This window comes from Methylomusa anaerophila, assembly GCF_003966895.1.
In the GTDB taxonomy this organism is placed as follows: domain Bacteria; phylum Bacillota; class Negativicutes; order Sporomusales; family Sporomusaceae; genus Methylomusa; species Methylomusa anaerophila.
Window position 1 is genome coordinate 4,668,708 of record NZ_AP018449.1, and the last position, 23,366, is coordinate 4,692,073.

The 23,366-nt window shown below is 45.4% G+C and carries 18 protein-coding genes; 3 read left to right on the forward strand and 15 right to left on the reverse strand.

The genetic code is table 11. The features are described from left to right. The first annotated feature begins 762 nt into the window (after positions 1-762). Complete coding sequence (locus MAMMFC1_RS20640; protein WP_126310277.1) at positions 763-1,284, forward strand: transcription termination/antitermination NusG family protein; 522 nt, start codon at positions 763-765, stop codon at positions 1,282-1,284. Between the two features lie 266 nt (positions 1,285-1,550). Here the strand turns inward: MAMMFC1_RS20640 and MAMMFC1_RS20645 are convergent, their stop codons facing one another. From MAMMFC1_RS20645 to MAMMFC1_RS20670, 6 genes are all read right to left on the reverse strand, one after another. Then, complete coding sequence (locus tag MAMMFC1_RS20645; protein ID WP_126310278.1) at positions 1,551-2,780, reverse strand: beta-ketoacyl synthase N-terminal-like domain-containing protein; 1,230 nt, start codon at positions 2,778-2,780, stop codon at positions 1,551-1,553. Beyond that, a complete protein-coding gene (locus MAMMFC1_RS20650) occupies positions 2,761-3,006 on the reverse strand; it encodes an acyl carrier protein (RefSeq protein WP_126310279.1) in 246 nt (81 codons plus the stop codon). Before MAMMFC1_RS20650 ends, MAMMFC1_RS20645 begins: the two co-directional genes overlap by 20 nt. Positions 3,007-3,068: 62 nt before the next feature. Then, the gene (gene fabD, locus MAMMFC1_RS20655) at positions 3,069-3,926 is read right to left on the reverse strand and encodes an ACP S-malonyltransferase (RefSeq protein WP_126310280.1); all 858 of its coding nucleotides are present in this window, start codon (positions 3,924-3,926) and stop codon (positions 3,069-3,071) included. 86 nt (positions 3,927-4,012) lie between these two features. Continuing rightward, a complete protein-coding gene (locus MAMMFC1_RS20660) occupies positions 4,013-5,413 on the reverse strand; it encodes a PfaD family polyunsaturated fatty acid/polyketide biosynthesis protein (RefSeq protein WP_126310281.1) in 1,401 nt (466 codons plus the stop codon). Positions 5,414-5,454: 41 nt separating this feature from the next. Then, entirely contained in the window at positions 5,455-6,405 is a 951-nt protein-coding gene (locus MAMMFC1_RS20665) for an acyltransferase domain-containing protein (protein ID WP_232035582.1), read from the reverse strand. A gap of 713 nt (positions 6,406-7,118) precedes the next feature. Further along, a complete protein-coding gene (locus tag MAMMFC1_RS20670; protein ID WP_126310283.1) occupies positions 7,119-7,889 on the reverse strand; it encodes a 4'-phosphopantetheinyl transferase family protein in 771 nt (256 codons plus the stop codon). A gap of 211 nt (positions 7,890-8,100) precedes the next feature. On the opposite strand from MAMMFC1_RS20670, the gene MAMMFC1_RS20675 reads away from it, so the two are divergent. Continuing rightward, positions 8,101-8,775 carry an MBL fold metallo-hydrolase gene (locus MAMMFC1_RS20675; RefSeq protein ID WP_126310284.1) on the forward strand — a complete coding sequence of 225 codons (675 nt, stop codon included), beginning with the start codon at positions 8,101-8,103 and terminating at the stop codon, positions 8,773-8,775. 312 nt (positions 8,776-9,087) lie between these two features. On the opposite strand, the gene MAMMFC1_RS20680 is transcribed toward MAMMFC1_RS20675, so the two are convergent. The 7 genes from MAMMFC1_RS20680 to MAMMFC1_RS20710 all read right to left on the reverse strand — a co-directional run bounded on the left by MAMMFC1_RS20680 (position 9,088) and on the right by MAMMFC1_RS20710 (position 17,559). After that, the gene (locus MAMMFC1_RS20680) at positions 9,088-9,870 is read right to left on the reverse strand and encodes a metallophosphoesterase (RefSeq protein WP_126310285.1); all 783 of its coding nucleotides are present in this window, start codon (positions 9,868-9,870) and stop codon (positions 9,088-9,090) included. A gap of 84 nt (positions 9,871-9,954) precedes the next feature. After that, positions 9,955-10,869, reverse strand: coding sequence for an efflux RND transporter periplasmic adaptor subunit (locus MAMMFC1_RS20685; protein ID WP_126310286.1), 915 nt, complete (start codon positions 10,867-10,869; stop codon positions 9,955-9,957). 26 nt (positions 10,870-10,895) lie between these two features. Beyond that, positions 10,896-13,328 carry an ABC transporter permease gene (locus MAMMFC1_RS20690; RefSeq protein WP_126310287.1) on the reverse strand — a complete coding sequence of 811 codons (2,433 nt, stop codon included), beginning with the start codon at positions 13,326-13,328 and terminating at the stop codon, positions 10,896-10,898. After that, complete coding sequence (locus tag MAMMFC1_RS20695; RefSeq protein ID WP_197723862.1) at positions 13,325-14,080, reverse strand: ABC transporter ATP-binding protein; 756 nt, start codon at positions 14,078-14,080, stop codon at positions 13,325-13,327. Before MAMMFC1_RS20695 ends, MAMMFC1_RS20690 begins: the two co-directional genes overlap by 4 nt. Positions 14,081-14,328: 248 nt before the next feature. Beyond that, positions 14,329-15,372 carry a [FeFe] hydrogenase H-cluster radical SAM maturase HydE gene (hydE, locus tag MAMMFC1_RS20700; RefSeq protein ID WP_416338608.1) on the reverse strand — a complete coding sequence of 348 codons (1,044 nt, stop codon included), beginning with the start codon at positions 15,370-15,372 and terminating at the stop codon, positions 14,329-14,331. Between the two features lie 103 nt (positions 15,373-15,475). Continuing rightward, positions 15,476-16,288, reverse strand: a complete 813-nt coding sequence (larE, locus tag MAMMFC1_RS20705) for an ATP-dependent sacrificial sulfur transferase LarE (protein WP_232035583.1) — start codon at positions 16,286-16,288, stop codon at positions 15,476-15,478. A gap of 206 nt (positions 16,289-16,494) precedes the next feature. After that, positions 16,495-17,559, reverse strand: a complete 1,065-nt coding sequence (locus MAMMFC1_RS20710; RefSeq protein ID WP_126310289.1) for an HD-GYP domain-containing protein — start codon at positions 17,557-17,559, stop codon at positions 16,495-16,497. A gap of 345 nt (positions 17,560-17,904) precedes the next feature. Between MAMMFC1_RS20710 and MAMMFC1_RS20715 the strand changes: the two genes are divergently transcribed. Further along, positions 17,905-18,582, forward strand: a complete 678-nt coding sequence (locus tag MAMMFC1_RS20715) for an N-acetylmuramoyl-L-alanine amidase family protein (protein WP_126310290.1) — start codon at positions 17,905-17,907, stop codon at positions 18,580-18,582. Here MAMMFC1_RS20715 and MAMMFC1_RS20720 read toward each other — a convergent pair. Together MAMMFC1_RS20720 and MAMMFC1_RS20725 are read right to left on the reverse strand one after the other, a co-directional pair. Beyond that, on the reverse strand, positions 18,579-19,595 hold the full coding sequence (locus tag MAMMFC1_RS20720) for a hypothetical protein (protein WP_126310291.1): 1,017 nt from the start codon (positions 19,593-19,595) through the stop codon (positions 18,579-18,581). The two genes, MAMMFC1_RS20715 and MAMMFC1_RS20720, sit on opposite strands and share 4 nt — an antisense overlap. A gap of 407 nt (positions 19,596-20,002) precedes the next feature. Continuing rightward, on the reverse strand, positions 20,003-23,299 hold the full coding sequence (locus tag MAMMFC1_RS20725) for a UvrD-helicase domain-containing protein (RefSeq protein ID WP_232035584.1): 3,297 nt from the start codon (positions 23,297-23,299) through the stop codon (positions 20,003-20,005). Positions 23,300-23,366 lie beyond the last annotated feature (67 nt).

Genomic DNA, 23,366 nt, shown 5'->3' on the forward strand with positions numbered 1-23,366 from the left:
CATCCCATCCGTAAGTGGCCCCACCTCATTCCTTTGTTTTTGAGAACCTTAATCTCTTAATCTAATCTCTTAATCTTAATAAGGAAAAATATATGTAATCCTTTTTCCCATATTTCCTTTAATAAAAATAATGAAAATCTAAGACAATACTTTTATTTACTATATTACCTTTCAGATTTTTTAAGTTAAGGAACCCCCTCTTTAAAGTAATACCTTAAAGAGGGGGTTCCTTAACAAAATGTTGCCAAAGGAATATTGTTAAAAGGCATGAGAATTTATGGGAGGGAGGGATTTTATGATAATATTGCTTAAAATAGGGCATGAAGAACTATTGGGACCCCAAAAATGACCCCAATTCAAATTAACGGACTATGACCTTTCCCCAATTCTTACCCTACGCCTCCGCAGATGCAATATGGAGAAATTTTATTCCTTGAGTTCAAACTTTAGGTTATCATTGTCACCATATAAAATTATAATAAATATCATATTCTTTTACAACATAAGTAATTTAAAGTTGTGTTAACCAGGTGTAAATGTTTACTTATCGGTTAAGTCAGCTTTGATATCCCTGAACTTCCATATTGAATTTTTATCAATATATGGTATGATATGTAAAAAAATATTAATTTTATTTAATTAAATTATAATATTTAATTAAATGATTAACAAAAAAAAAGTGGTATCATAAAGTAATAGAAAATAGTGGACAATCTGCAATTATTCTTTTATTCCTTTATTTTTTTAAGGAGGTATTTAACTTTGGAAGATTGGTATGTTTTACGTATCATCCATGGGAAAGAGGAAATAACTTCATTTATTTGCCAAAAAATGTATTCCAAATGCAGAATTATTAATCCCAAAAGAAGGGTGTATTGGCGAAAAAGCGGACAAATTATTAGTATAATAAGGCCTTTATTTGAAGGATACTTATTTGTATCAATAAATAGAGAAAATATCGAAGAATTTGACCATTTGCTGCGCAAGCACAGGATAAGCGCCGGCTGGTTAGTTTACAGCGCCGGTTCTTTGGTACCCATATTACCCGAAGAAAAACAGCTTATTCAAAAATTAATCGGCAGTGAAGGAATTGTTGAAATAAGTGAAATCGAAAAAACTGAAGATCAAATTAAAATTGTTAACGGGCCTTTATTAGGGCTAGAACAAATTGTAAAAAAATATTCCCGCAGAGATCAGCGTATTACTGTAGAAGTACCAATACTACAAGAAAAACGCCAGCTGGAACTTGGCGGTGTTCTAAAGAATCCCAAGGAATACCATTAATAATTCAGTTTTCCCAGTTTTCCGACTTTTCTATGATTCAAATATATATATTTTTCCGAATGTATTTGCTAATACGCCAACGAGCGTTTTTTTTTACGGCAAATTTAGTTAACATATATACTTTCTTGGCTTATAGTAAAAGCGCAAGCTTGCACATCGTCCCGTGCAAAAACTTGCGCTTAATTGTTTTGCTTCGTCTTATAAAATATTATATATCTAGCTGCCAACTAAATCAATTTTTGTTTTTTAACCTTCAAATCAACTTTTTAACCTTCAAATCTTTGCAAACATATTGCCGTATTAATCCCGCCAAACCCCATACTGAGACTTAAGGCATGTTGAATGTTATGGGAAATACTTTGCCCGCCAACCCAATTTAAAGAGGGGTCCAGCGGGTCATCCAAGTTTCTCGTGGGGTGAAGCCGGCCCTCTTTCATTTGCAGCAAAGTTGCAATAACTTCCACGGTGCCGGCGGCACTCAGGCCGTGGCCGGTAATGGATTTGGTCGCATTGATATAAGCATGGGAAAGTTGACACTCGCAAATTGACTGGAGTTCAGTCTCGTCGCCGATTATCGAACCTGTCCCATGAGGATTAATATAATCAATATCTCCGGGTGTCAGTTGCGCCTGGGCCAATGCCGTTTGAATCGCCCGGACCTCTCCTTCACAGGAAGGATTGGGATTTCGGTTTCCATCTGTGGCCAGGGCCCAGCCTGAGAGTATTGCGTAGGGTTGCTGCCGGCGTTTGGCCGCGGCTTCGGCACGTTCTATTACAACCGCCCCGCAGCATTCACCGTAGATAAATCCATCCCGCTGCTTAGTGAACGGCCGACAGGCCAAGGCAGGTTCAGCGGCATAACGGTCGGTTCCCATAGCGCCTAATGACCGCAGTGCCTGGCATTCCCAGTAGGAAAGGTCCATTAAGGCGCCCACGGCAATGCAAACATCCACTTGGCCGCTTTGAACCGCCTGCGCCGCCAAAAGAATTGCCACTTGGCCGCTGGCCGAAGCCCCTCCTGCCGTATGTGCCAGTCCCCGAATTCCAAATTGTTCGGTACAAAACCCGCACAGATCGGTATCCATGAACGTTAATCCATAGGTTGGCGGAATAAAAGCAGCCCGTTCTTGATAAGACTCATAGTATTGCACCAATTCCCGCTGCTGGATGTTGGAGCCGCCAACCACCAAACCGATACGAGTTGGGTCTATTGCGTCCAAGTTGGCCTCGTTCCAGGCTTCGTGCAGAGTGACTAAGGCTACCTGCCCCGAAAAAGATGCTGCCCGCAGAACCCGTTTGGAGAATTGCGCCGGATAGGTCAGGGAAGATATTTCAGCGCCGATAAACGCCGTCTCCTTTTGCCGCCCGGGACGCTGCATGATTCCAAAGGCATGGTTACCCTGCATCAGAGCAGAGCTAAAGTCGGTTTTTCCCTGCCCAACGGCAGCAGTAACACCCACGCCGGTAATAACTAACTCAGACTGATTTTTTTGCATAGAGCACATCCACTAATTCTCCTATATTTTTTGCCCCGAACAACTCTACGCGCGGTATTTGCAAAGCCAAGGCTTCCATCGTCATCCCGACAATCTCGGCCCGATCCACGGAATTTGCTCCCAGTTCCGTTAACCGGTCGCCGGGCTGAATGTCATGTCCTTCCAATTCCGGAATTACCTCGTAAATATTTTGTACAACAAGTTTGAAAATATCTTCTTTGTTCATTTTTGTTCTCCTCTTCCCCATCAATTTTTATATCCAGGTTAATAGCGCTGCAACAGCTTATCCTATTGGCCTGCTTCTCTTTTAATCCGTTGAACCAGTCCGGTTAACACTTTGCCTGGTCCAACCTCGGCAAACTCCATGTCACCCAGACTCATCAAGTAGCGAATGCTGTCTGTCCATTTAACCGGATGGGTTATCTGTTCAATAAGGTTCTGGGCAATTTCAGACTCTTGGTATGGTCTGGCATGAACATTGGAAATTACGGGAATGGTGAGTCTGGAAAATGCAAAGCTGTTTATGAAGGCGGTAAATTCCCGTTTAGCCTCTTCCATGTAACGGGAGTGAAAGGCGCCGCTTGTTTTTAAGGGGATGAACATCTGCACTCCTTGAGTCCCTTCAAAAATAGGTTGTGCTTTATTTATATCCTCGCGAAGACCCGAAATAACAATTTGCGCCGGGGAATTAAAATTTGCCAGATCAATACTCTGCAAATTATTCTGTTTTAAAACATTGGCAATCTGTTCCGCATTTAGGCCAATCACTGCGGCCATGCCGCCCCCGGTAGCGCGACTCATCAGTTCTCCTCTTTTTTGTACCAGTTTCAACCCGGTTCCGAAATCAAAGGCGCCCGCCGCAAATAACGCATCATATTCTCCCAAACTATGACCAGCGACGAAATCAGGTTTTTTCCCGGTTTCCTGGATCTTTTTTTGATAACTTAGCGCGTTGACTACATAGAGAGCCGGCTGGGTATATTGAGTTTGACCTAAATTTGCCTGCGGGTCTTCCAGACAAAGTTCTTTAATTGAATAACCTAAAATGTCACTCGCCTGCGTCGTTAATTCTTTAAATTCATCAAAAAGCGTTCCACCCATTCCTTTAGTCTGAGAACCTTGACCGGGAAAAACATAAGTAATCATTTTCTATCCCCTTTCATAATTTAAATGGATACAACGAGCTTGTAATTCTCGTTGTTCATTTTTTATTTAGCTTTTCAAACTCTCCCCTAGCAGGACATAGTTTTCAAACGATTGCTGAGCAATTCTGCCGTCTCGGTAACAAGTTTCCTGCCGATCTCGTCCACATGCCGGTTTCGCCAGTTTTCCAGTTCAGTCCCTTTAACCCATTGATTGAAAGCGCCCAACGCCGGCCCGCAATGCACTTGATAGTCTACTTTCGATTCTGTATTACCGCTTAAGGCAAGGTTGGTGGTATAACCAAAATACCATCTAAAAATCAGGGCCATTTTATGCTTGGGGTTGCGTTCGGCTTTTTCGATTTCCGGGGCTGGATAATAATTTTTGACATCTTTGTAGACTTCGGCAAAACTTCTTTTAAAAAACTTTTCCTCAATTTGCTTTTTGGTCTTTTCATCAATTTCATCTAAGGAATTGTATTGACGGTATAAGTCATACAACTTATTGGCGCGGGCGGGAAAAAATAATCCTTTTTTTAGCACTTGCACTTTGGCGCCCATCTCAAACATATCTCCTGCCGGCGCATATTCGGTATCCTGGATATTGATTTGCTGCAATAAATCTTTTACCGCGTCGCTGGTCGCCGCCTCTACCGTGCACTGGTTGATTGAACCGGTCACAATAAAGTCGGCGCCCATTACAAACGCCGCCGCGGCTGCCGCAGGAGTTCCAATCCCGCCGGCTGCGCCAATGCGCATTGTCTTAGAGTACTGATACTTTTTCATCATTTCATCCCGTAATGTGATCATGGCCGGCATTAAAGCATAGGCCACCCCGCCGTCCGTATGGCCGCCGGAGTCCGCTTCAGCACAAATATCATCCGCCATAGGGATTTCTTTTGCTAACTCAGCTTCTTCCTGTGTAATCTTATTTTCCGCTAATAATTTTGCGACAATCTTTGCCGGAGCCGGACTCAGGAAGGCTTCCGCCACCTCCGGCCGGGACAATTTGGCGATAATCTTGTTTAAAACAATGACTTTTCCGTGTTCATCCCGTTTTAATCCTTGGGTACGATATTTCACCAAAGCCGGCGTAATACTTAAAAAAGCAGCCGCTTCCACAGTTTTTACGCCATATGCCAGCAAAAGGTCAACTGTTTTTTCTTCCATGGCGGGATTGTTAGGGTTATGTAATAAATTCAGCCCGTAGGCTTGTCCCGGGGATAATTCTTTTTGGATGTACTGAATTGCCGTTTCGATTTGTGATAATGCCAGTCCACCTGTACCCAGGAAACCCATCATTCCCGCTTTCCCTACTTTTACCACCATTTCCGGTGAAGCCACTCCCCGATACATGGCGCCGGTTAGATACGCATATTTCAGGTTATAATCCTTTTTGAATTCGGAGCTTCCCAATGCCGAAGGAGATATAAGTGTTCCAGCTATTCCTTTACTTTGCGAACCTTGCCCGGAAAAAATATATGGAATCATTTCCTCCCCCCATCAAAGGAATCCTTACTAAATACTTTTATTCACTTAATTTTAAATTTTAATTCATTTAATTTGTCCAGTTTTTTAATCTCCTGATCGAAAGGAGTTAAAACGTCATAAATTTGTGATGCAGAGCCTTTATCTAGTAAGTTGTTTCTCACAAAGCTGGCCAATGTCCCGGATGGTCCCAAGTCAATATAGTTAAACTGACGGGTTGCTTCAAGTTTGCCTATAGTTTTTTGAAACTGAATCGGTTGCCGGACAACATTCCAAAAATACTCCGGCGAGATATCTGTAACCCAACTGCTCAATGAACAGGATATAATCGGAATCTCAGGTTTTCTAAAGGAAAAGGAAAAATTGCGTAAAAACTTCTTATATTCCTCTTCGGCCGGATCAATATTAGTAGAATGAAAACCATATTTTACAGGCAGTGTGAGAAATTGCATATCTTCAGTTTTTAAATATTTCTCAATATCGAATAAACTGCTGCTATGACCGGAAATAACAAAATGGGAAGAATAATTAACTGCAGCCAGTTCCGAATGGAGGAAAATTTCAGCAGATTGATTATACAAATCCGGATTATGAATTACCGCTATCATACTTCCGGGTTGACAATATTTTTCAAATACCTCTACTTGTTTTAAAATACAATCCAGTGTTTCTTCCAGTGAAAGGACACCCGCAATTGCTGCCGCAGTAAATTCTCCCAGGCTTGCCCCTAATACATAATCAGGCTTAATTCCCTGTTCAATTAATACTTGGACTAAAGAATATTCTACCATAAAAATGGCAGGATGAGTGTATATAAGGTTATCGAATCTGTCCCCTTTACTTTTTGCTTGGTTGTAAATTTCATCAATAATTGAGATACCGGCACTATTATACACAATGTCGTTTAATTTGGACAGCCAGTGTCTAAATACTGTATTTTGGCTGTAGAGCGCCTTGCCCATATGATAATATTGTGATCCTTGACCTGAAAACATAAAAATTATAGGTTGTCGCAAAAACCATCATCCTTTCTGCTTTTCTCCTTTTCTCCTTTTTCAAATCTTTAAATAAATAATGCGGCAAAGATATGACTGATTTCCGGTAACCATGTTAAGGACATGTTAAGGACATGTTAAGGACATGTTAAGGCCCATGTTAAGGCCCCCCTTGTTTAAGATTGCGCCTTAAACAGGGGGGCCCTAAGATGATTACGGAAGAAGCAAGTTTTGTGAAAAAAGCATTGAAAAATATTGGGGTTCAGGATAACGCCCCAATTAATACAAAACTATGACTTTTTCCCTCAGGTTCGCCCCGCGCCTCTGAAGAATGCAATTTAGAAAAATTTGGTATAACTTCAGTTCAAACTGTTATCTGCATATAAGCATACGGTCTAGTATTAAAATTTACAATAGACCCGATGCTAAGATTGTGTTAATTGATTGTAAATATTTGAAAGAACCAGGAGAGAGGCCCTTAATGCGACATATATATTAAAAAATATTTAATATAATGATAATAAAAGTAAATATACTTCATTGACAATAAATGATATATTTAGATTGTAACTTTCGGTATTGGAAATTACTGGTTACTATACTGGTTGGAAAAACAGCGGCCGTATTATTTTTAATACGGCCGCTGTTTGAAAGATATCAATTCGCATCCATAGACATAGAAAGCGGGAGATAAGATTCCGGTATTAATTAATTTAAATTGCAGTCTTAACTGCTGCCTGCAGATAGTTTTCTTTCAAAGACCTAACATCAAAATGCAATTGGGTTTTTATAGGATAGGCAATTGAGTACATGTAATTATCAACAATAAAGGACATGGCTTTATATTGAGCAAAATTTTTATAATAACACATTATAAAGTCATCGCCAATGTCAATTCGTGAAATCTCAAAAAGTTCAAATGGGGTCATTAAACCCGTTTTAAGAATCTTGGATAATGCCTCCTTAGCTGTCCACAAAAGAGTCAAACCTGCATCATAGGAAGCAGCGGCAGCAACCAAAGGAACAATCCTTGTAGCTTCAAATTCAGTATTTTGTCCGGTCAAAACATCCCTTTTGCAGGGATCAATCCTCTCCAGGTCAATTCCCATAGGATGAGCTTCCGGAAAGGCCAGCGCCGCTCCATAATCCTCGCAGTGGGTAATACTGACTTGAATATTTTGCTTATTGGATATAACGATCGGATGAGTAAAGACACCGGATTGAATGACAATATCCGTTAACTTTTCTTCGCCGGTTAGAGCAGCTACCGCTTGTTTGGCGGCAAAGCGCCCTATAAGATAACTTCTGCTCCGCTTTTCAAATTTTAATGTATTGTAATAATTACGCTCTTGCGTATGTAAGTATTGAATTATCCCTTCATAATCTATTTTATGGGAAAAAGAACAGCAACATAGGGTGGCGCTAAATTTATTCTCCGGCCTTATTAAGTCAAACTCATCGATAAAAATATTACGGTTCCGCATTTGATTTAATGATACCTCCTGATAAATTCTATTTGCCAGATACTTACTTTACAGCAGAATAACAGGACAATACCTCCATTCTAAAATATTTGCATTCGCTACGTCCGCGACGTATATTGGCAATTACCACATGCAAAGGACACAAATTTACGAAGTTAGAAGTTATTAGAAGTTATTAAAAGAAGTTATAAAAATAGGTGGAAATGAATGAATGAATAGTTTTCAAGTATATCAGCTAAAACTTAAATCTATGTTCTTTAAAAACTATTGCTATATCATTATGGATACGGCAACAAAGCAGACAGCCATTGTCGATCCAGCTTGGGAATTAGATACTATTGAATTATTGCTAAATAAAATAAATGCCGACTTAGTTATGATTCTGTTAACTCATTCCCATTTTGACCACGTTAATCTGGTCAATCCGCTATTGAAAAAATACAATCCGCAAGTAGTAATGTCAGCAAAAGAAATCGATTATTACAAATTTGCATGTAACAACTTAATGCCAATAGCCCATGATGATCTACTCACAGTAGGCGACACCAAGATAAAATGTCTTCTTACTCCCGGGCATACCGCCGGAAGTGCATGTTTTCTTTTGTCAGATTGTTTGTTTACCGGCGATACCATTTTTATTGAGGGTTGTGGTATGTGTGATGCAAATGGCGGTAATCCGGCAGAAATGTATAACAGCATTCAATTGATTAAAAATACCGTTTCTCCCGATGTACTTATCTACCCTGCCCATTCTTATGGAAAAGCACCGGGATACCCTCTGAATTATCTTCTCAAGGAAAACATTTATTTTCAGATTGATAAACGGGAACATTTTATTGCATTTCGAATGCGTAAAAACCAAAATAATTTATTTACATTTTATTAATGTAAGATAAACCGATTTCCGGTAACTTGCCAAACCCCCCTGTTTAAGGTTATGCCCTTACACCAGGGGGGTCCTAAATAAAGCAATTTTTGCAAAAAGGCAGTAGAAAACATTGGGGTTCAGATAATAACCCCCATTAGTACAAATTATGACTTTTCTCCCCATTTTGCTCCACGCCTTCGCAGACGCAACCGGGAGAAATTTTATTCACCGTAACTCACTTAGCTTAATCTTTTAACCTTTTAACTGAAGCAATTATACTATCTAGTCAAATATTTTACAATAGCTGGTATTTTAAGATTGTGTTAAGAATTATATCTTGAAAATACACTTCAGTTTTTTTGCGGTAATTTGCGTCTCGTAAGGATATCCGAAAGCATTATTGACATATAAAATGTTATCTTTCACGACTTGATTATTGACATGGCTGTGCCCATAAACATGAATCCTTGAGCCCAGTCTGCGAATTTGGTCTTCAAGTAATGTTGTTCCAAGCACCGGATACAAGTTTCTTCTTGCAAGGGGAATATAATCCGGCATTATATCAATCCGTGGTAAAAAATGAGAAAAGGAAATAATATACCGGTTTTCATTACTATTACTATTACTGTTACTGTCATCCACAAATGGTTCATTCATAGCGATGAAATGTTCGGTAATGCTCTTTTCATTATGAGGTTCAGGCCATTTACACGCCCGGTAATCGGTCCAGGTTTCAAAAACTTCCTGGGATGGCTCGCCAAAGGAATAATCATACCATGCCGTTAAAGGAATAATGGATAAAGAGGGCAAATGAAACGGTTCCGTTCTTACGCCACAATCAGCAGTTACGGCTTTAAGCAATTGCAGTTTTTCCAGTGAATGTTTACTGGAAGTATGGGGAATCCATAAATCGTGATTGCCGGGAACAAACAGAACCTCCCAAAACCGTTTCCTTAAACTTCTTAATGTCGCTTCGAATAATTGGATGACGTGTGTTACATCCCCGGCTAAAATAAGGAGATCATTTTGGTAATCATAAAGGGATAGATTATTAAACCAATGAAGATTTTCTTCAAAATCAACATGAATATCTGAGATAGAAAATACTTTCAAGATTGGTTTCTCCTTACTATATTAATTCGGCTTTCACACCATACCAAAAACAGCAGCAGATTGACAGTTTGACGCTGCCGCCCCTTACTGCGACGGCGTAATGGCCATCTGGGCAGTCATCATCCAGCGCAGCCGGTCATCCCAGCGGTCCGGCGAAACGGTTACCGTGTAGGTGATGTCGCCGCGCTTCTTTTCCCCATAGGGCCGGATAAAATTTACTTTTCCGGGAATCGATAGATCCGGTATCCCGTCAAAAGTCAAGGCCACAGAGTCGCCCACCCGAATCTTGGCTATGACCAACTCCGTTAAGTCATCACTTCGAACTTCCCAGGCGGATTCATCGGCGATGCGCACAAGCACCGTGCCTATTAAGGCGTGTTCGCCCACTTTTACATCGAGAAAAGATACTGTACCGTCCATCGGCGCTTGCAGTTCGGTCTTGTTGAGCAACCCTTCGGCTTCAGACAGCCTTTCTTCCTGGGTTATCAGGTCGGCCTGAACTTGCGCCAGCGCCGCCCGGGTCCGCTGGACCGCCGTCTTTGCCTGGTCAAGCTGTTGCCGGGATGTAGCCCCGGCTGCATCCAGTCGCTGCTGACGCTCCAGTTCCCGTTCCGCATCGGCCACATTCACCCTGGCCTGCTCCACTGCCGCAGTTGCCCGGTCTACATCCGAGCGGGCGCTGCCCACCCGGGCCTGGTAATCCTGGCGCACCAGCCGGATGAGAGATTGTCCGGTTTTCACCTTGTCCCCCTCGTTGACCAGAATCTCACCTATCGTTCCGTCTACCGGCATCACCATCTGGGCATAACGTACCGGAAATACGATCCCTTCAGCCAATATCCGGTTATCCGCTTTTACCGGCGGTACAACCGTCTTTTCCCCTTGGCGACCGTGCCATGTCCACCACAGGCCTCCCGCCAATGCCGCCACCAACAGCACCAACAGCAACCGGCGCCGCCTTAGCCACCTCCCCAAACCAGACAACCACTCTCTAACCATGACTCTCTCCCTTTGCTCCAGTTTATTCATTCATAACTTAATACATCCCGCACGCTCAGCCGCGCCGCATTCCAGGCAGGCAGCAAACTGGCCACCACCGACAGCGTGGCCGCCAACGCCAGCCAGATGCCCATACCGAGAAAACTGAAAGAAAACGTCAGGGGACTTTGCAGAAACAATATCCCTACTTGGTAACTGAGCAGCGCCGCCACCGGCAGCGCCAGGATGGCTCCTGCCAGCCAGCTTAAGAAACCAATGCATAAGGCCTCCACAACGAATACCTTGCCTACGTTCAGGCTGGACGCGCCAATGGCCCGCATCACTCCAATCTCCCGGGTTCTTTCCAGCACATTGATTCCCATGGTGCCTGTCAGCCCCAGGGCGCCTACCACCGCCAGCAATACGGCCATAATCAGCAGGAAGGTGGTGATGATATCGAACTGCGACCGGGTACGTTGCTTGGTTTCCCAGATGGTATCCACACTTTGGACGCGCAGGCTGTTCTTTTTCATATGTTCTTCCAAAGCCCGTCCCAAAGCGCTTTGTTCCTTGGGATCAGCCGAAGCCGCCACAACCTGTACCGCCCTGGCCCGGCCAGCCTCCTGCACCGCCCCGGTTAGCCACTCATAAGGCGCATAAGCAAATGGACCGGTCAGCGTACTTTGGGCGATTCCTACGACGGTGAACTGCAGCCTGCGGGTTCCCACCTTGATTACCGCCGGCCCGCCTACTTTAAGGTGCGGGCTGTCTTTTAGCACTTCGGTATTCACCACCAGGGCGCTTTCATCTTCGGGCAGCAGCCAACGCCCTTCAATGATCCGGGGTTTAATCATTTTTGTGTCCACCGGCGGCGCCATAACAAACACATTCTTGCTGGACGCATCTTCGGATTCTTTCCGCTCGTCCAGCAGCACCCGGCCGGATGTGAACCCCCAAGTCTCTGCCGCCTTAACCCCGGGCACCCGCAATACCTCTTGCTCAATCCTGCTGGCCCGGTAGCTTTGGGTGAATCCTACTCCTATGTCGTAATGAAAGTAATCCATCGCCTGATCCAGTGTCAAATACAATGACGAGCGCACCGAAAATACCGCCATAAACACTGTCCCGGCCACCGTCATAGTCAGCAGGGTGAGCGCCAGCCGTCCCTTGCGGCGAAAAGTATTGCGCAGCGACAACAATACCGGCCGGGGCAGTTTTTTCAGCCGCTCCAGTGCGGCGTCCACCCAGCGGTCCACCAGCCCTTTGGCCGCCACACCGCCGATGCCGAAGTCACTGACTGCCTCCCGGACGGTCACGCCTGTCCCGCGCCACACCGGCCTCAGCGCTGCCGCCAGCGGCACCAGGATAGCCACTGCCGCTTCCAGCAATATCACCCGGGGCGGCAGTTCCAGTCCCCCCGAATCGAAATTAAACACGCCGGCCATAAACCCTGTAACGCCGCCCGCTGCCAGCGCTCCCAGCGGAGCTGCCACCAGCAACGCCAGAATACCATATGCCGCCACCAGCGTCAGGTACATACTCAGAATTTGATCCCGCCGCGCCCCGATGGCTTTCATAATTCCCACCTGGCGCACCTGCTGCGTCAGAATAGATGATACCGTATTCACCAACAGCAGAGTGCCTAACAATAATGACAGCACACCCAGCACCGCCAACAGCAACAACATGGCGTTAATGCCGTTCTGCATAGGATGTTCTCCGGGAGTGTACACCTGCAGCCAAAATACTGTAGTGTCACCCTGTTCCAGTTTGTTCCAGGCCCGGCGACCCAATTCCTCAATGGGCGCCGTCGCCTTGCCCTGCAGCACCCAAGGCTGGACCACAAAACTTACCTGATCCAGTTGGCGTTCCTCGTCCAGTTTTTCCAGTGTGTCCATGCTGATATATCCATAGAAGCTGCCGCTAAACAGGCTGGGCCACTGAGTCGGGTCGTACACCACCCCGGTCACCTTCAGGGACCGTTTCCGCCCGGCAGTCGTTTCCACTACGATCCTGTCCCCCTGGGCAACCCCCAATTCAGTCAGGGAAGACCTTTCCAGCAGTACGTCGCCATCTCCGGGCGGCCAGTCCCCCGACTGGGGCCGCACGATGTTCACCCGTTGTTCGATGTAATCCGGAATGGCAATCATCAGTATCTGCCGCCACTGGCCATCGGCGGTGCTCACCCGCAGGCTAACGTTGCGCCGTCCTTCCGCCTCTTTGACGCCCCGCAGGCTGCGGATGCTCTCCACCACTTCCTCGTCAAAGGGGTCGGCGTACAAAGTGGCGCTGGCCGGTGACGCCGTCCCCCAACTGCGTGCCAGGTCCCGGGCAAACATCAAATAGGAACTGTAGACCATCCCCACCGCGAACACCCCCACCGAGATGGACAGCATCACCAGCATGGTCCGCAGTTTGTTGCCCCACAAATCGGCCCACACTTTGCGCCAGCGGGGACTCAGCAAAATATAGCGAGTCATGCCATCCCCCCGTCGGCCGTCACCGGACTAATTTGCCCCTCGGACACGGTTACGATCCGGCTGCTTCTGTTGGCCAAATCCTGGTCATGAGTAACCATCAAAATGGTCTTCCCGCTCCTGGCCAGTTCCCCGAACAAGTCAATCACCGCCGACGCAGTACGGGCATCCAGGTTGCCGGTCGGTTCGTCAGCTACCAGTAAGGGCGGGTCATTGGCCAAACAGCGGGCAATAGCCACCCGCTGCTGCTGGCCTCCGGACAGGTTGGCGGGCAGTTTGTCGGCCTGATCGCCTACCCCGACCATTTCCAGCAACCTAAACGCCCGCCTGGGTCGCTCAACCGGGTTATAAACATCGCAAAAATCCATGGGCAGCATGACATTCTCCAGCGACGTCAATGTTGGCAGCAATTGAAAAAACTGGAATACAACGCCTACAGTGCGGCCGCGCCACACGGCAATCTGATTTTCCGTCAGTGTGTGCACCGGCGTGCCGGCCACCCATACATCGCCGTCGCTGGGCCGGTCGATACCGGCAATCATATTGATCAGCGTGGATTTACCGCTGCCCGACTTGCCCACTACCGCCACAAACTCCCCGGCATCCACCTGGAGGTCGACTCCCTTCAGAGCCTCGAATTCTCCCGCTCCGGTCACGTAGACCTTGCGTACGGCTGAAAGTTCTATCGCTGCCATCCCGATACGCGGCTGGGGTAAATCCGTAGACACCAGCCAGGATAGTAATTTCCCGATCACCGTTTATTCCCCCTTGCAGCCACCCAACTAAGACAGTACACAGACGGATAGACCTTGCTATATATTTTGAATTATATTAACATGGTTAAAAGTCCTCTATTTAAACATTAAAGACAGGAATGTTAAATTAAGGAGACCCCCTGTCAAAATAAAATCTTAAACAGGGGTCTCTATAATATTGCTATATAAAAACATAAGATCTATTGTGAAATTTTACAATAGATCTTATATTGCTCACCTTATGTTGTTCACGATACCGCCTGTTTTTGGCGATACCCATATCCTTGGGATACTGTCCGCCCAATGGAGTGAATCTTACCGGTGATGCAGGAATGACAATGAGCCGGAGTATCGTTTATACATATTTTCCCGGGGTAAAGCTGATAAAGCTGCCGGTATTCTCCTTCGGTTACATTAGGCATGACCACATTAGCTCCTCGCTGTAAAGCCAATACCCGGCCATCGGGATTTAGCGACTCCATTGCCGTAGTCGCCGGAATATTAATATCCGGCAGCAGCAGCCTGGTGATAGCCATGACTTTGGTGCTAAGTTCAAATGTACCGTTAGGCTCCTTTCCCAGCGGAGTTTCCTTATTAGCAATAAAAGGTCCGACGCCGATCATATCGGCATCCATTTTTTTAAAGAATAGAATGTCGTCCGCCAACGACGCTATCGTCTGTCCCGGTAAACCAATCAGACAGCCGGTGCCAAGTTCAAAGCCCAATTCCTTTAAATCACAAAGGCATCTCGCCCGGTTATCCCAGCTCATACCAGGATCAAGGCGTTCGTAAAGTTCCCTGTCGGTTGTCTCAATTCTCAATAAATAACGGTCTGCACCTGCTTCCCGGTACTTTTGATACACTTCCCGCGGTTTTTCTCCTATACTGAGAGTGATAGCCATATCCAATTCTTTGATTTTGTGGATTATATACACCATTGTATCTAAATCAAAGGAGTCATCCTCGCCGGATTGAAGGACCACCGTCCGGTAGCCATAAGAGTTAGCTTGGCCGGCAGAAGCAATAATAGCTTCAGGGTCCAGGCGATACCTTTTTACGTTACGATTGTCCCGGCGTAAACCACAGTACAGGCAATTTTGCTTACATATATTAGAGAATTCTATTAGGCCGCGTAAATGGACCTCATTGCCTACATACTTTTTCCCCACCCGGTCAGCGGCAGCAAAAACAAGTTCATCGCCCTCTTCGTCACTTAGCAAAGTGATGATATTTTCTTTTTCCAAGCAGTGCGTGTGTTCGGCCCGGGAAATAATATCGTTAATAGTCTTAATACCTGACATATGCCACCCCTCTGTTTAGTGGTCTGCTCCCATAATAATGAATTTTAGCAAAATCGTCAAGAAAATAATTTTCCCCTGATAATAGTATGTGATATTATGAGAAATCCAACACTTCATTCATGCTTCCCGTGCGGTAGCCGGTTAGATCAAGGGTTACATATTGAAACCCTAAGCTCCGCAGGAACCGGCTGATTTGTACGGAATTTCCGTCAGCAGTCAATATTGGAATTCCTGCCGGCGCTACTTCAATACGGGCCAGATTTCCGTGGTGCCGTACCCTGATTTGTCCCTGAAAGAAAGTTTTTATAAAGGCTTCCGCCTGCTCAATCTGTTTTAACCGTTCGGGAGTAACCGCAAGGCCGTAAGCCACCCGGGAAGACAGACAAGCGGCGCTTAACTTGTTCCAGGTAGGCAGTTCCCATTCCCGGGACACCGCCCGAATTTCATCTTTGGTAAAACCAAAAGTAAGCAATGGGCTTTGGACTCCCTCCAGCTCGCTGATTGCCTTCATTCCGGGTCTGTAATCAGACGCATCGTCAAAATTAGAACCGTCAAGCACCCATCGAATTCCTTGCGAATCAGCCCACCGCCGGATAGCCGAAAATCGCACTTTCTTGCAATAGTAACAACGTTCCGGCGTGTTGGCTACAAATTCGGGACTCGTCAGTTCACTGATAGGCAAAAATACATGTCTTATGCCAATAGCTTCAGCTATTCTTGCGGATTCAGTCCGCTCTGAATCCGGCAGTGTCTCCGAGCAGGCTGTCACCGCCACCGCGGTATCCCCCAACGCCCGTTTGGCCGCTGCAGCCAAAAAAGCGCTGTCTACTCCGCCCGAAAACGCTACGACTGCAGATTCAAGTTCCTTTAATCCCTGCAGCAGCAGCGCCAATTTTTTATCCGGCATAACTTCCTCCTCCATCCAAAAATCAATTTGTAGCAATTTGTAGATTGTAAAAAAACTAAAAAAGGCTATCGGCTGCCTCATGGCAACCAGTTATAGCCCTTTGGTCTTTCCCAACCGGTACATATTTTGTTATGAACAATATATCATGTCTGGATAAGCATTGTCAAGATTTCAAGTCATTATCCTATTTTAAATCTTTTAAGTTACTATCCTTCAATAACAATCTTTTTATTTCTCTCCAGGTCGATGAACTCTCCCTCCTTAGTTCGAACCACCGGCCGGGATGAAGAGTAGATTCCCAGATAAACAACTTCTGCTTCTCTGCCATCGCTTAATTTCACTACACTCCCGAGAAAATAATCCTTTACGTTATTCATGAACGCAGTACAAACGGCAGGGTCAAGCTTATTGAACATTTCCTGGCTGATATGCTCTACAACCTTGAAAGGGGTGCGCCGCTTGTGGTATACCCGGTCGGAAGTCATTGCACAATATATGTCGGCCACGGCAATAATTTTTGCATACGGATGAATTTTTTCCTCATTTACTCCTAACGGGTACCCGCTGCCGTCAAGCTTCTCATGATGCTGAAGTACGCCGCAAAGTACGGCTGGTGATAAGGTTTTCGTTTCATTCAGCATTTGGTAGCCTTTTGAAGTATGAAGTTTCATGATATCCATTTCTTCGGTGGTCAATTTTTCCGGTTTATTTAAGATAGCCAATGGAATTCGCGCTTTGCCCACGTCATGAAGCAATCCGGACAAGATTATTTCTTCCAGTTCCTGTCCCGTATAGCCCATCCATCTAGCTAATACGCCTGAGATTACCGCTACGTCCAGGGAGTGATGAAATGTGTATTCATCCTGGTGCTGCACATTCTGCAGATGACTAATTACTCCTACCGCGTCGATCATGGGCATAATTGCCTGACCAACCATAGAACGCAATTCCGCCAGCGGTATTTCCTGTAAGAAACGTATACTGTTAAATGCCTGGTTAAGTGTATTTACAGTACTGTCATACAGCGTCTGAAATCCTTGTATTGTTGAAAGATCAGACGGGGGCGCGGAAACATCCTGTGCCGGATGGTATTCATCAGGGTGCTCGATAATATCAATGTAACTCACATCGAAATATCTTAGTTTTTCAATATGAAAGTTAGTCAATACTGTTCCATCGTACAGTATCACTTGCCCATTATCGCGGAATATTGGTCTAGCCAACTTCATGCCGGGTTCAACAGCGGAAATAACGTAACGTTTAATCGCCATCTGTATCACATCTCCCACACAAACATTAAATTTAGCAGCACAACTTGCCGTCAGCGGACAGTATAGACACTATTCTCGCATAGAAACACTACTATAATAATCCAATTATAATGAATATTGGTCTACGTGGGAATAGAGAAATCGACTTATTTAAACAAAATATTACAAAATACGCTATTTGTTCATTAATGCTTCATATTTGCAGCCCGGGAAATGCAGTTGAATCAGAGAAATACAGATGAATTGGATTCGTTACAATCCAAATTCTTCAGACTATATTCTTATAACCCTTTATACTGTTCTAACCTTTTGCAGCATAATATAGTTGCGAGAGGTGCATATGCTGTGAGAATTATATACATTGCCAAACGTCAATTCATCTTCTTTTTACTACCTGCTATGCTATTATTGGGAACATTGTACGCTCATAATGACGTTACCCATAAGCTGTCCGACAAGGTCATTATCGTGGATGCCGGTCATGGCGGCATTGACCCCGGCGCCAATCGACCAGGTGTTCTCGAAAAAGAAATTAACTTGGCCGTAGCGTTAATGCTAAAAGATATTCTTAATCAATCCGGCGCCAAGGTTGTACTATCCCGTCAAACGGATATTGACCTTAGCACTGAGTGCGATAATGAAAAGGTCAGAGGACGTTATCACCGTGATTTGACTGCCCGGGTAGAAATGGCGGAAGAATCAGATGCAGATTTATTTATCAGTATCCATGCCAATGCCGTTGCCAATGCTCAACGGCGCGGAGCAGAAGTTTTCTATTATGCGAAATCCGAACCCAGCAAGGTATTATCGAATTCCATTCAAACCGAACTCGGCAAGATAACACCTGCCGCCTCGGCAGCCAGTACTGCCGACTATTTCGTATTGCGTCGCAACAAAATTCCCGCTGCCCTGGTTGAGATAGGATACATCACCAATAAAGAGGAATGCGCGTTATTACAGTCACCGGAATATCAACAAAAATTGGCGGCGGCAATCGCAAAAGGTATTGATAATTATTATTAGAAAACCAGGATACTTCGTACTTTCATATTGTCTGGCAACGAATTAAGATCGCCGCCGTTCAGCCACTCGGCCGGCAGATTAGAAGCGCTTAAATCCAGTTCAAACTTCATTCCCAATTCCTTTACCAGGACATAGAAAGAGCTGTCGGCGTATTGAACGCTGGTAACCATGCCTGCTCGCCTTAAATCCCCCAACAGCGAGTTAACGCCAAAACCTTCAATTGTTTTATATTGTTCGTCATAAACCTGGATAGCCGCAATTTTATTTTGCACGCCATTTTCATCAGCCGGGAAGCAGTTTACCTCCAGAGACGGGACCTTGGCGCCGGCAGAATATATTTTTACTACCGAATACGGCCTGCCGTTATCATGGTCCTGGTCTATAGCGAGTGACGCATAATGTTCGCGCAGGGATTCCACAGTTTTTCCTACTTGGACAAATCCGGCTTGTCCGGCAGCCAGCCTAAATTCCGTCGCTGAAGCAGCAGATGCAGTTGGGGGAAGCTGATCTGTCGGGCTGGGGGAAGCTGATGCCGCTGCCAACGAAGGCGAGCCGATATCCATTCGATATAATTGTTTTCCCGGATCGTTCATGGCGCCCACAGCGTCCGTGCCGGCTACAATGCCGTAATAGGTGCCGAAGGCTATCCCTAGTGGCAAAATAACGGCGGCCAGAATGGCTGCCGTTTTTACCTTAATTTGCAAGGCAAGCAGGTTCTCAAACGCCGAGATCAACGGCAGCCGGGGAGTAACGCCGGCAGACACGGATTCGCGCTCACCGGGCGCAGTAAAATCGCCGGCAACTTCGGCTATCTTCCCCTCCGAAAAAGTTACCGCCTCATCGCCTTCAATTAATGCCTTTATCGCCTGGATATCGTCATTAACCAGCTGCTTGTCATATAAGTAATCATCAGCTTGTCCGTCTTCTGCCGCCACTGATTCTCCTTGCTCCGCCTTCCCTATTCCGAACAAAGCTTCCATCTCTTCTTGCTCTTCTTGTCGTTCTTGTCGCATGTTAATGTCCCCCGGAACTCATAAATTAACTCCTCTAATTCCATAATAAAGTCTCCATTTTAAACGTTAATAATATTCGTCCATGATCATGATTTTCCTCTATATGGGTTGATCAATTTACAAATGGGGTCTGTCATTGGTAGACTCAAATCCCAGGTATCATATAAAAAGCTACTTTTTTAATACACCATCAACATATCGTATTCACAGTCTTAAAATTTGAACAGATTTTTGGTATAATATTTATAGAGAATAATACGTTTTCTAACTTACCCTCATGGAAATGACATAATGCATACTAAATTAGTTATATAATAAACCTACCCGCAAGTCTTACTTAAAGACTTTGGGTAGGTTTTAGTAATTTAGTAATTTAGCGTTTTAACAGGCAAATTAACTTCTGTCAATTAGTCAAAAAGACCGGCTTGTTTGTATTGGGACCCTTGCTTTTGTCTAAAAGCTTTCTCGATTATAAGTTGCTCTTCCGATATGTCGGCAACAAAAGGAGAGGGAGTGCGGGACGTGAGAAGGATAAGCTCATCCCGGGCCCTTGTCATGCCGACATAGAAAAGGCGTCTCTCCTCATCCATATTAAAGTCGGGGTTGCTATTCTTTAAAGGAATCAGGCCATCGTTTACACCGCAAATGAACGTTACAGGGAATTCAAGACCTTTTGCCGCATGCACCGTCATTAAGGCAACCGCATCCGGTGAATAAACCTTACTTCCGCTGCGGACAACATCACTTTCACGGCCCAGTACAAGGTTTTGAATAAAGGAAGACATTTGGTTATGCATAACCGACGTATGTAAAAGCAGTTCCATACACCTTACACCAGACAGATTATTGTCGCTAATCCAAGAATCTATAATTTTCCACGGCTTTTCTTTATTGATGATAGGTTCATATTTCCTTAATATTTCTATGAAATCCCGGAGGACGCCCGGTTTATGCAGCGGCAATTGAATTTCTTCCAGGAGCTTTTCCAGGGATGTTATCCCTTTCTCACCGGCAACATAGCCATTCAGCACTTTTAGATTCAGGTCGGCCGAATATATGCTTTTTGCTTTGAGGCATACCAATAGGGAAGTGATATCCCCGGGGTTAAGCAAAAACTTAAAAAACGAAATTGCCTCACGGACCAATTTGTCGGCAAGGAACTCGTCCCGTCCGACAACCACATAGGGAATACCTTCTTTTGAAAAGCACTGCTCCAGAATCTCCGCCTGGCGATTCGTACGGTATAATACGGTAATATCGGTAAAGCCTCTTGTCTGTCTGGCCGCCGGCCTTCTTCGGCGCGCTGCCGACGGAGTCTGCGTATCAAGCATATCGATACCGCCAACCATACGATTTATTTCCTTGGCAACAAAAAGCGCCTCCGAAAATTCACTGTTGTTTTCTATAAGGCGTACTTTGGCACCGCTTTTCCTTGTTGCGGCGAGGGAACCGTTACACTCCCCGGCAGCTTTTTTGGCGATTACCCCTTGGGCGGAAAGGATAATCTCGGGAGTTGAGCGGTAATTCCGGGTTAACCGAATATGCCGGATATCAGGAAAATCCTCTTTAAAGCTTTCAAAATAGCGGAAATCCGAACCCCTGAAACCATAAATGGACTGGTCGGGGTCACCGATAATGAAGATTTTCCCGCTTTTCCTACTCCATTCTTTGATCAAACGGTATTGAACCCCGTTAATATCCTGAAACTCATCCACCAGCAGGTATGAGAAAAAGTTGTCCGGGCTCCCGCCGGATACATCACCGGTCTTTTCATGCTCAAACTGTTGAAGTACTTCGAGGAGGATATCGTCATAGTCCATCACGCCGTAGCCCTTAAGCTGGGAACAGTACGAATCATATACCATCGCCGCAATGCTGGATTTTTTCTTATCGCCTGCCGGCGGTGAACCGTTTTTAATCAGCGATATCCCTTGCAGGGCATCCCGGGGAGAAATCTTTAAATTCATACTTTTTATTATTTCCTCGATGATGGAAAGAGCATTATATTCATCAATAATCGTTATGTTATTCTTGCCCTTCCATTGGGACAAAATTTGCAGGCATATAGAGTGAAACGTCCCGATGGTCATGGCATTGGCTGTCTGCTTGTCCCCGAAATGCTGTTCCAGACGGCTGCGCATCTCATGAGCCGCCTTATTGGTGAAAGTAACGGCGGTTATCTGCGCGGGATGTATATCGCATTGCTCGACAAGATAGGCAATGCGACTTACCAGTGTTTTTGTTTTGCCGGTTCCAGGGCCGGCAATTACCGCGATTGCCTGACCGGGGGATGAAACAGCCTCCCACTGTTCTTTGTTCAATCCATAGGGAAAGTTTACTGAAACAGCCTGTATGCCATACTCACTATTTTTCGGCAGACTCTCATCAGTTAAGTCCGGCGCCGGTTCCGCCGCATTAGCCGGCGCCTTTATGCCGGCGACAGATTCCGGTGGCGACGGTTCGCTACTGCAAGTATGGGTATCAGCAAAAAATTTATCATTACTAAAGCATAATTGACCGGAAATCAGGTCGATTTCATTTTTGTCCATTACCTTGACTTTGCCGTACTCACCATCAAATCCGGGTTGTATGTCCACCTTGCCGCATCTCAGCCTGCGGATGCCCTCAACGATACAAGGGCCTGCCACTGATGCAATATCACTCAACGGCGCCTCACGGAGTATAAATAACTCCGGTCCAAGGCCCCGCAGCAGGTCGTCATATTTTTTCTTCACCTTCATACTGGTGACAGTAGAACCTAGCACGGAAGCTATTACCTGATTAAGCGGGACAAGGCTTTCAAAATGCTTGACCACCGGTGGTATGAACCCCTCTTCCCTGTCGGCAAGGGCTTCAACCCGGTGCAGCACGCCGACGGTAAGCCTGCCGCCACATACAGGGCATATACCGCCGGCAGCTTTTGTTTCCGCCGGCTTCCAGCACACCTTGCAGGCCCGGTGCCCGTCGTAGTGGTATTTACCTTCCTCCGGAAAAAACTCTATTGTACCGTAGAACTCCTTTGTATTGCGGTTTTTTAACGCCTGCAGCATGCATGGATAAGAAAGCCCGGTATTGAAAATATTTGCCTCTCTTCCCAGGTTTGCCGGAGAATGGGCGTCCGAGTTGGAAACCAGTGTAAAGTTATCCAATGCGGAAAGGCGCCAATTCATCGGCGGATCTGAGGACAGGCCGGTTTCAAGGGCATAGATATAGCCTGTGAGGTCCCCAAAACACTCCGTAATGTCATCAAAACCGGAATATGCGCCATACAGGGAGAAATGCGGCGTCCATATGTGAGCAGGAATAAATATGGCCTCCGGGCACGTGTCAAGTACGATCTCCAACAGATCCCTGCTGTCAAGGCCCAGTATCGGCCTGCCATCCGATCGCAAATTCCCTATGGCTTCAAGCTTGTGTGATATTAATTCGGCATATTCCAGGCTGGGTAGAAGTATCAGGTTGTGAACCTTTCGTACCCTGCCGTTCTTTTTGTATATTGAGCTGATTTCCCCGGAAACAATAAATTGCGGCTTGAAATCTGCCCCTGCAATTTTATCCTCTTTGCGGAAATCATTCTTAAGAATATAAAGACCTTCGCCGGCGGGAACAAGCTTTTCCTTCAATTCCTCACGCCAGGCCGGATGAGTGAAATCACCCGTACCAATAACGTTAATCCCTTTACGCCGCGCCCACAATTCCAGCATCTCCGGTACACAATCCTTGCTTGTGGCTCTTGAGTATCTTGAATGTATATGAAAATCAGCTATAAAC

Bases quoted from the DNA above. Each gene is read 5' to 3' on its own strand.
- MAMMFC1_RS20645 (WP_126310278.1), bottom strand. From the start codon at position 2,780: ATGCAAAAAAATCAGTCTGAGTTAGTTATTACCGGCGTGGGTGTTACT.
- MAMMFC1_RS20650 (WP_126310279.1), bottom strand. From the start codon at position 3,006: ATGAACAAAGAAGATATTTTCAAACTTGTTGTACAAAATATTTACGAG.
- fabD (WP_126310280.1), bottom strand. From the start codon at position 3,926: ATGATTACTTATGTTTTTCCCGGTCAAGGTTCTCAGACTAAAGGAATG.
- MAMMFC1_RS20660 (WP_126310281.1), bottom strand. From the start codon at position 5,413: ATGATTCCATATATTTTTTCCGGGCAAGGTTCGCAAAGTAAAGGAATA.
- MAMMFC1_RS20665 (WP_232035582.1), bottom strand. From the start codon at position 6,405: ATGTTTTCAGGTCAAGGATCACAATATTATCATATGGGCAAGGCGCTC.
- MAMMFC1_RS20670 (WP_126310283.1), bottom strand. From the start codon at position 7,889: ATGCGGAACCGTAATATTTTTATCGATGAGTTTGACTTAATAAGGCCG.
- MAMMFC1_RS20675 (WP_126310284.1), top strand. From the start codon at position 8,101: ATGAATAGTTTTCAAGTATATCAGCTAAAACTTAAATCTATGTTCTTT.
- MAMMFC1_RS20685 (WP_126310286.1), bottom strand. From the start codon at position 10,869: ATGGTTAGAGAGTGGTTGTCTGGTTTGGGGAGGTGGCTAAGGCGGCGC.
- MAMMFC1_RS20690 (WP_126310287.1), bottom strand. From the start codon at position 13,328: ATGACTCGCTATATTTTGCTGAGTCCCCGCTGGCGCAAAGTGTGGGCC.
- larE (WP_232035583.1), bottom strand. From the start codon at position 16,288: ATGCCGGATAAAAAATTGGCGCTGCTGCTGCAGGGATTAAAGGAACTT.
- MAMMFC1_RS20710 (WP_126310289.1), bottom strand. From the start codon at position 17,559: ATGGCGATTAAACGTTACGTTATTTCCGCTGTTGAACCCGGCATGAAG.
- MAMMFC1_RS20720 (WP_126310291.1), bottom strand. From the start codon at position 19,595: ATGCGACAAGAACGACAAGAAGAGCAAGAAGAGATGGAAGCTTTGTTC.
- MAMMFC1_RS20725 (WP_232035584.1), bottom strand. From the start codon at position 23,299: ATGCTGGAATTGTGGGCGCGGCGTAAAGGGATTAACGTTATTGGTACG.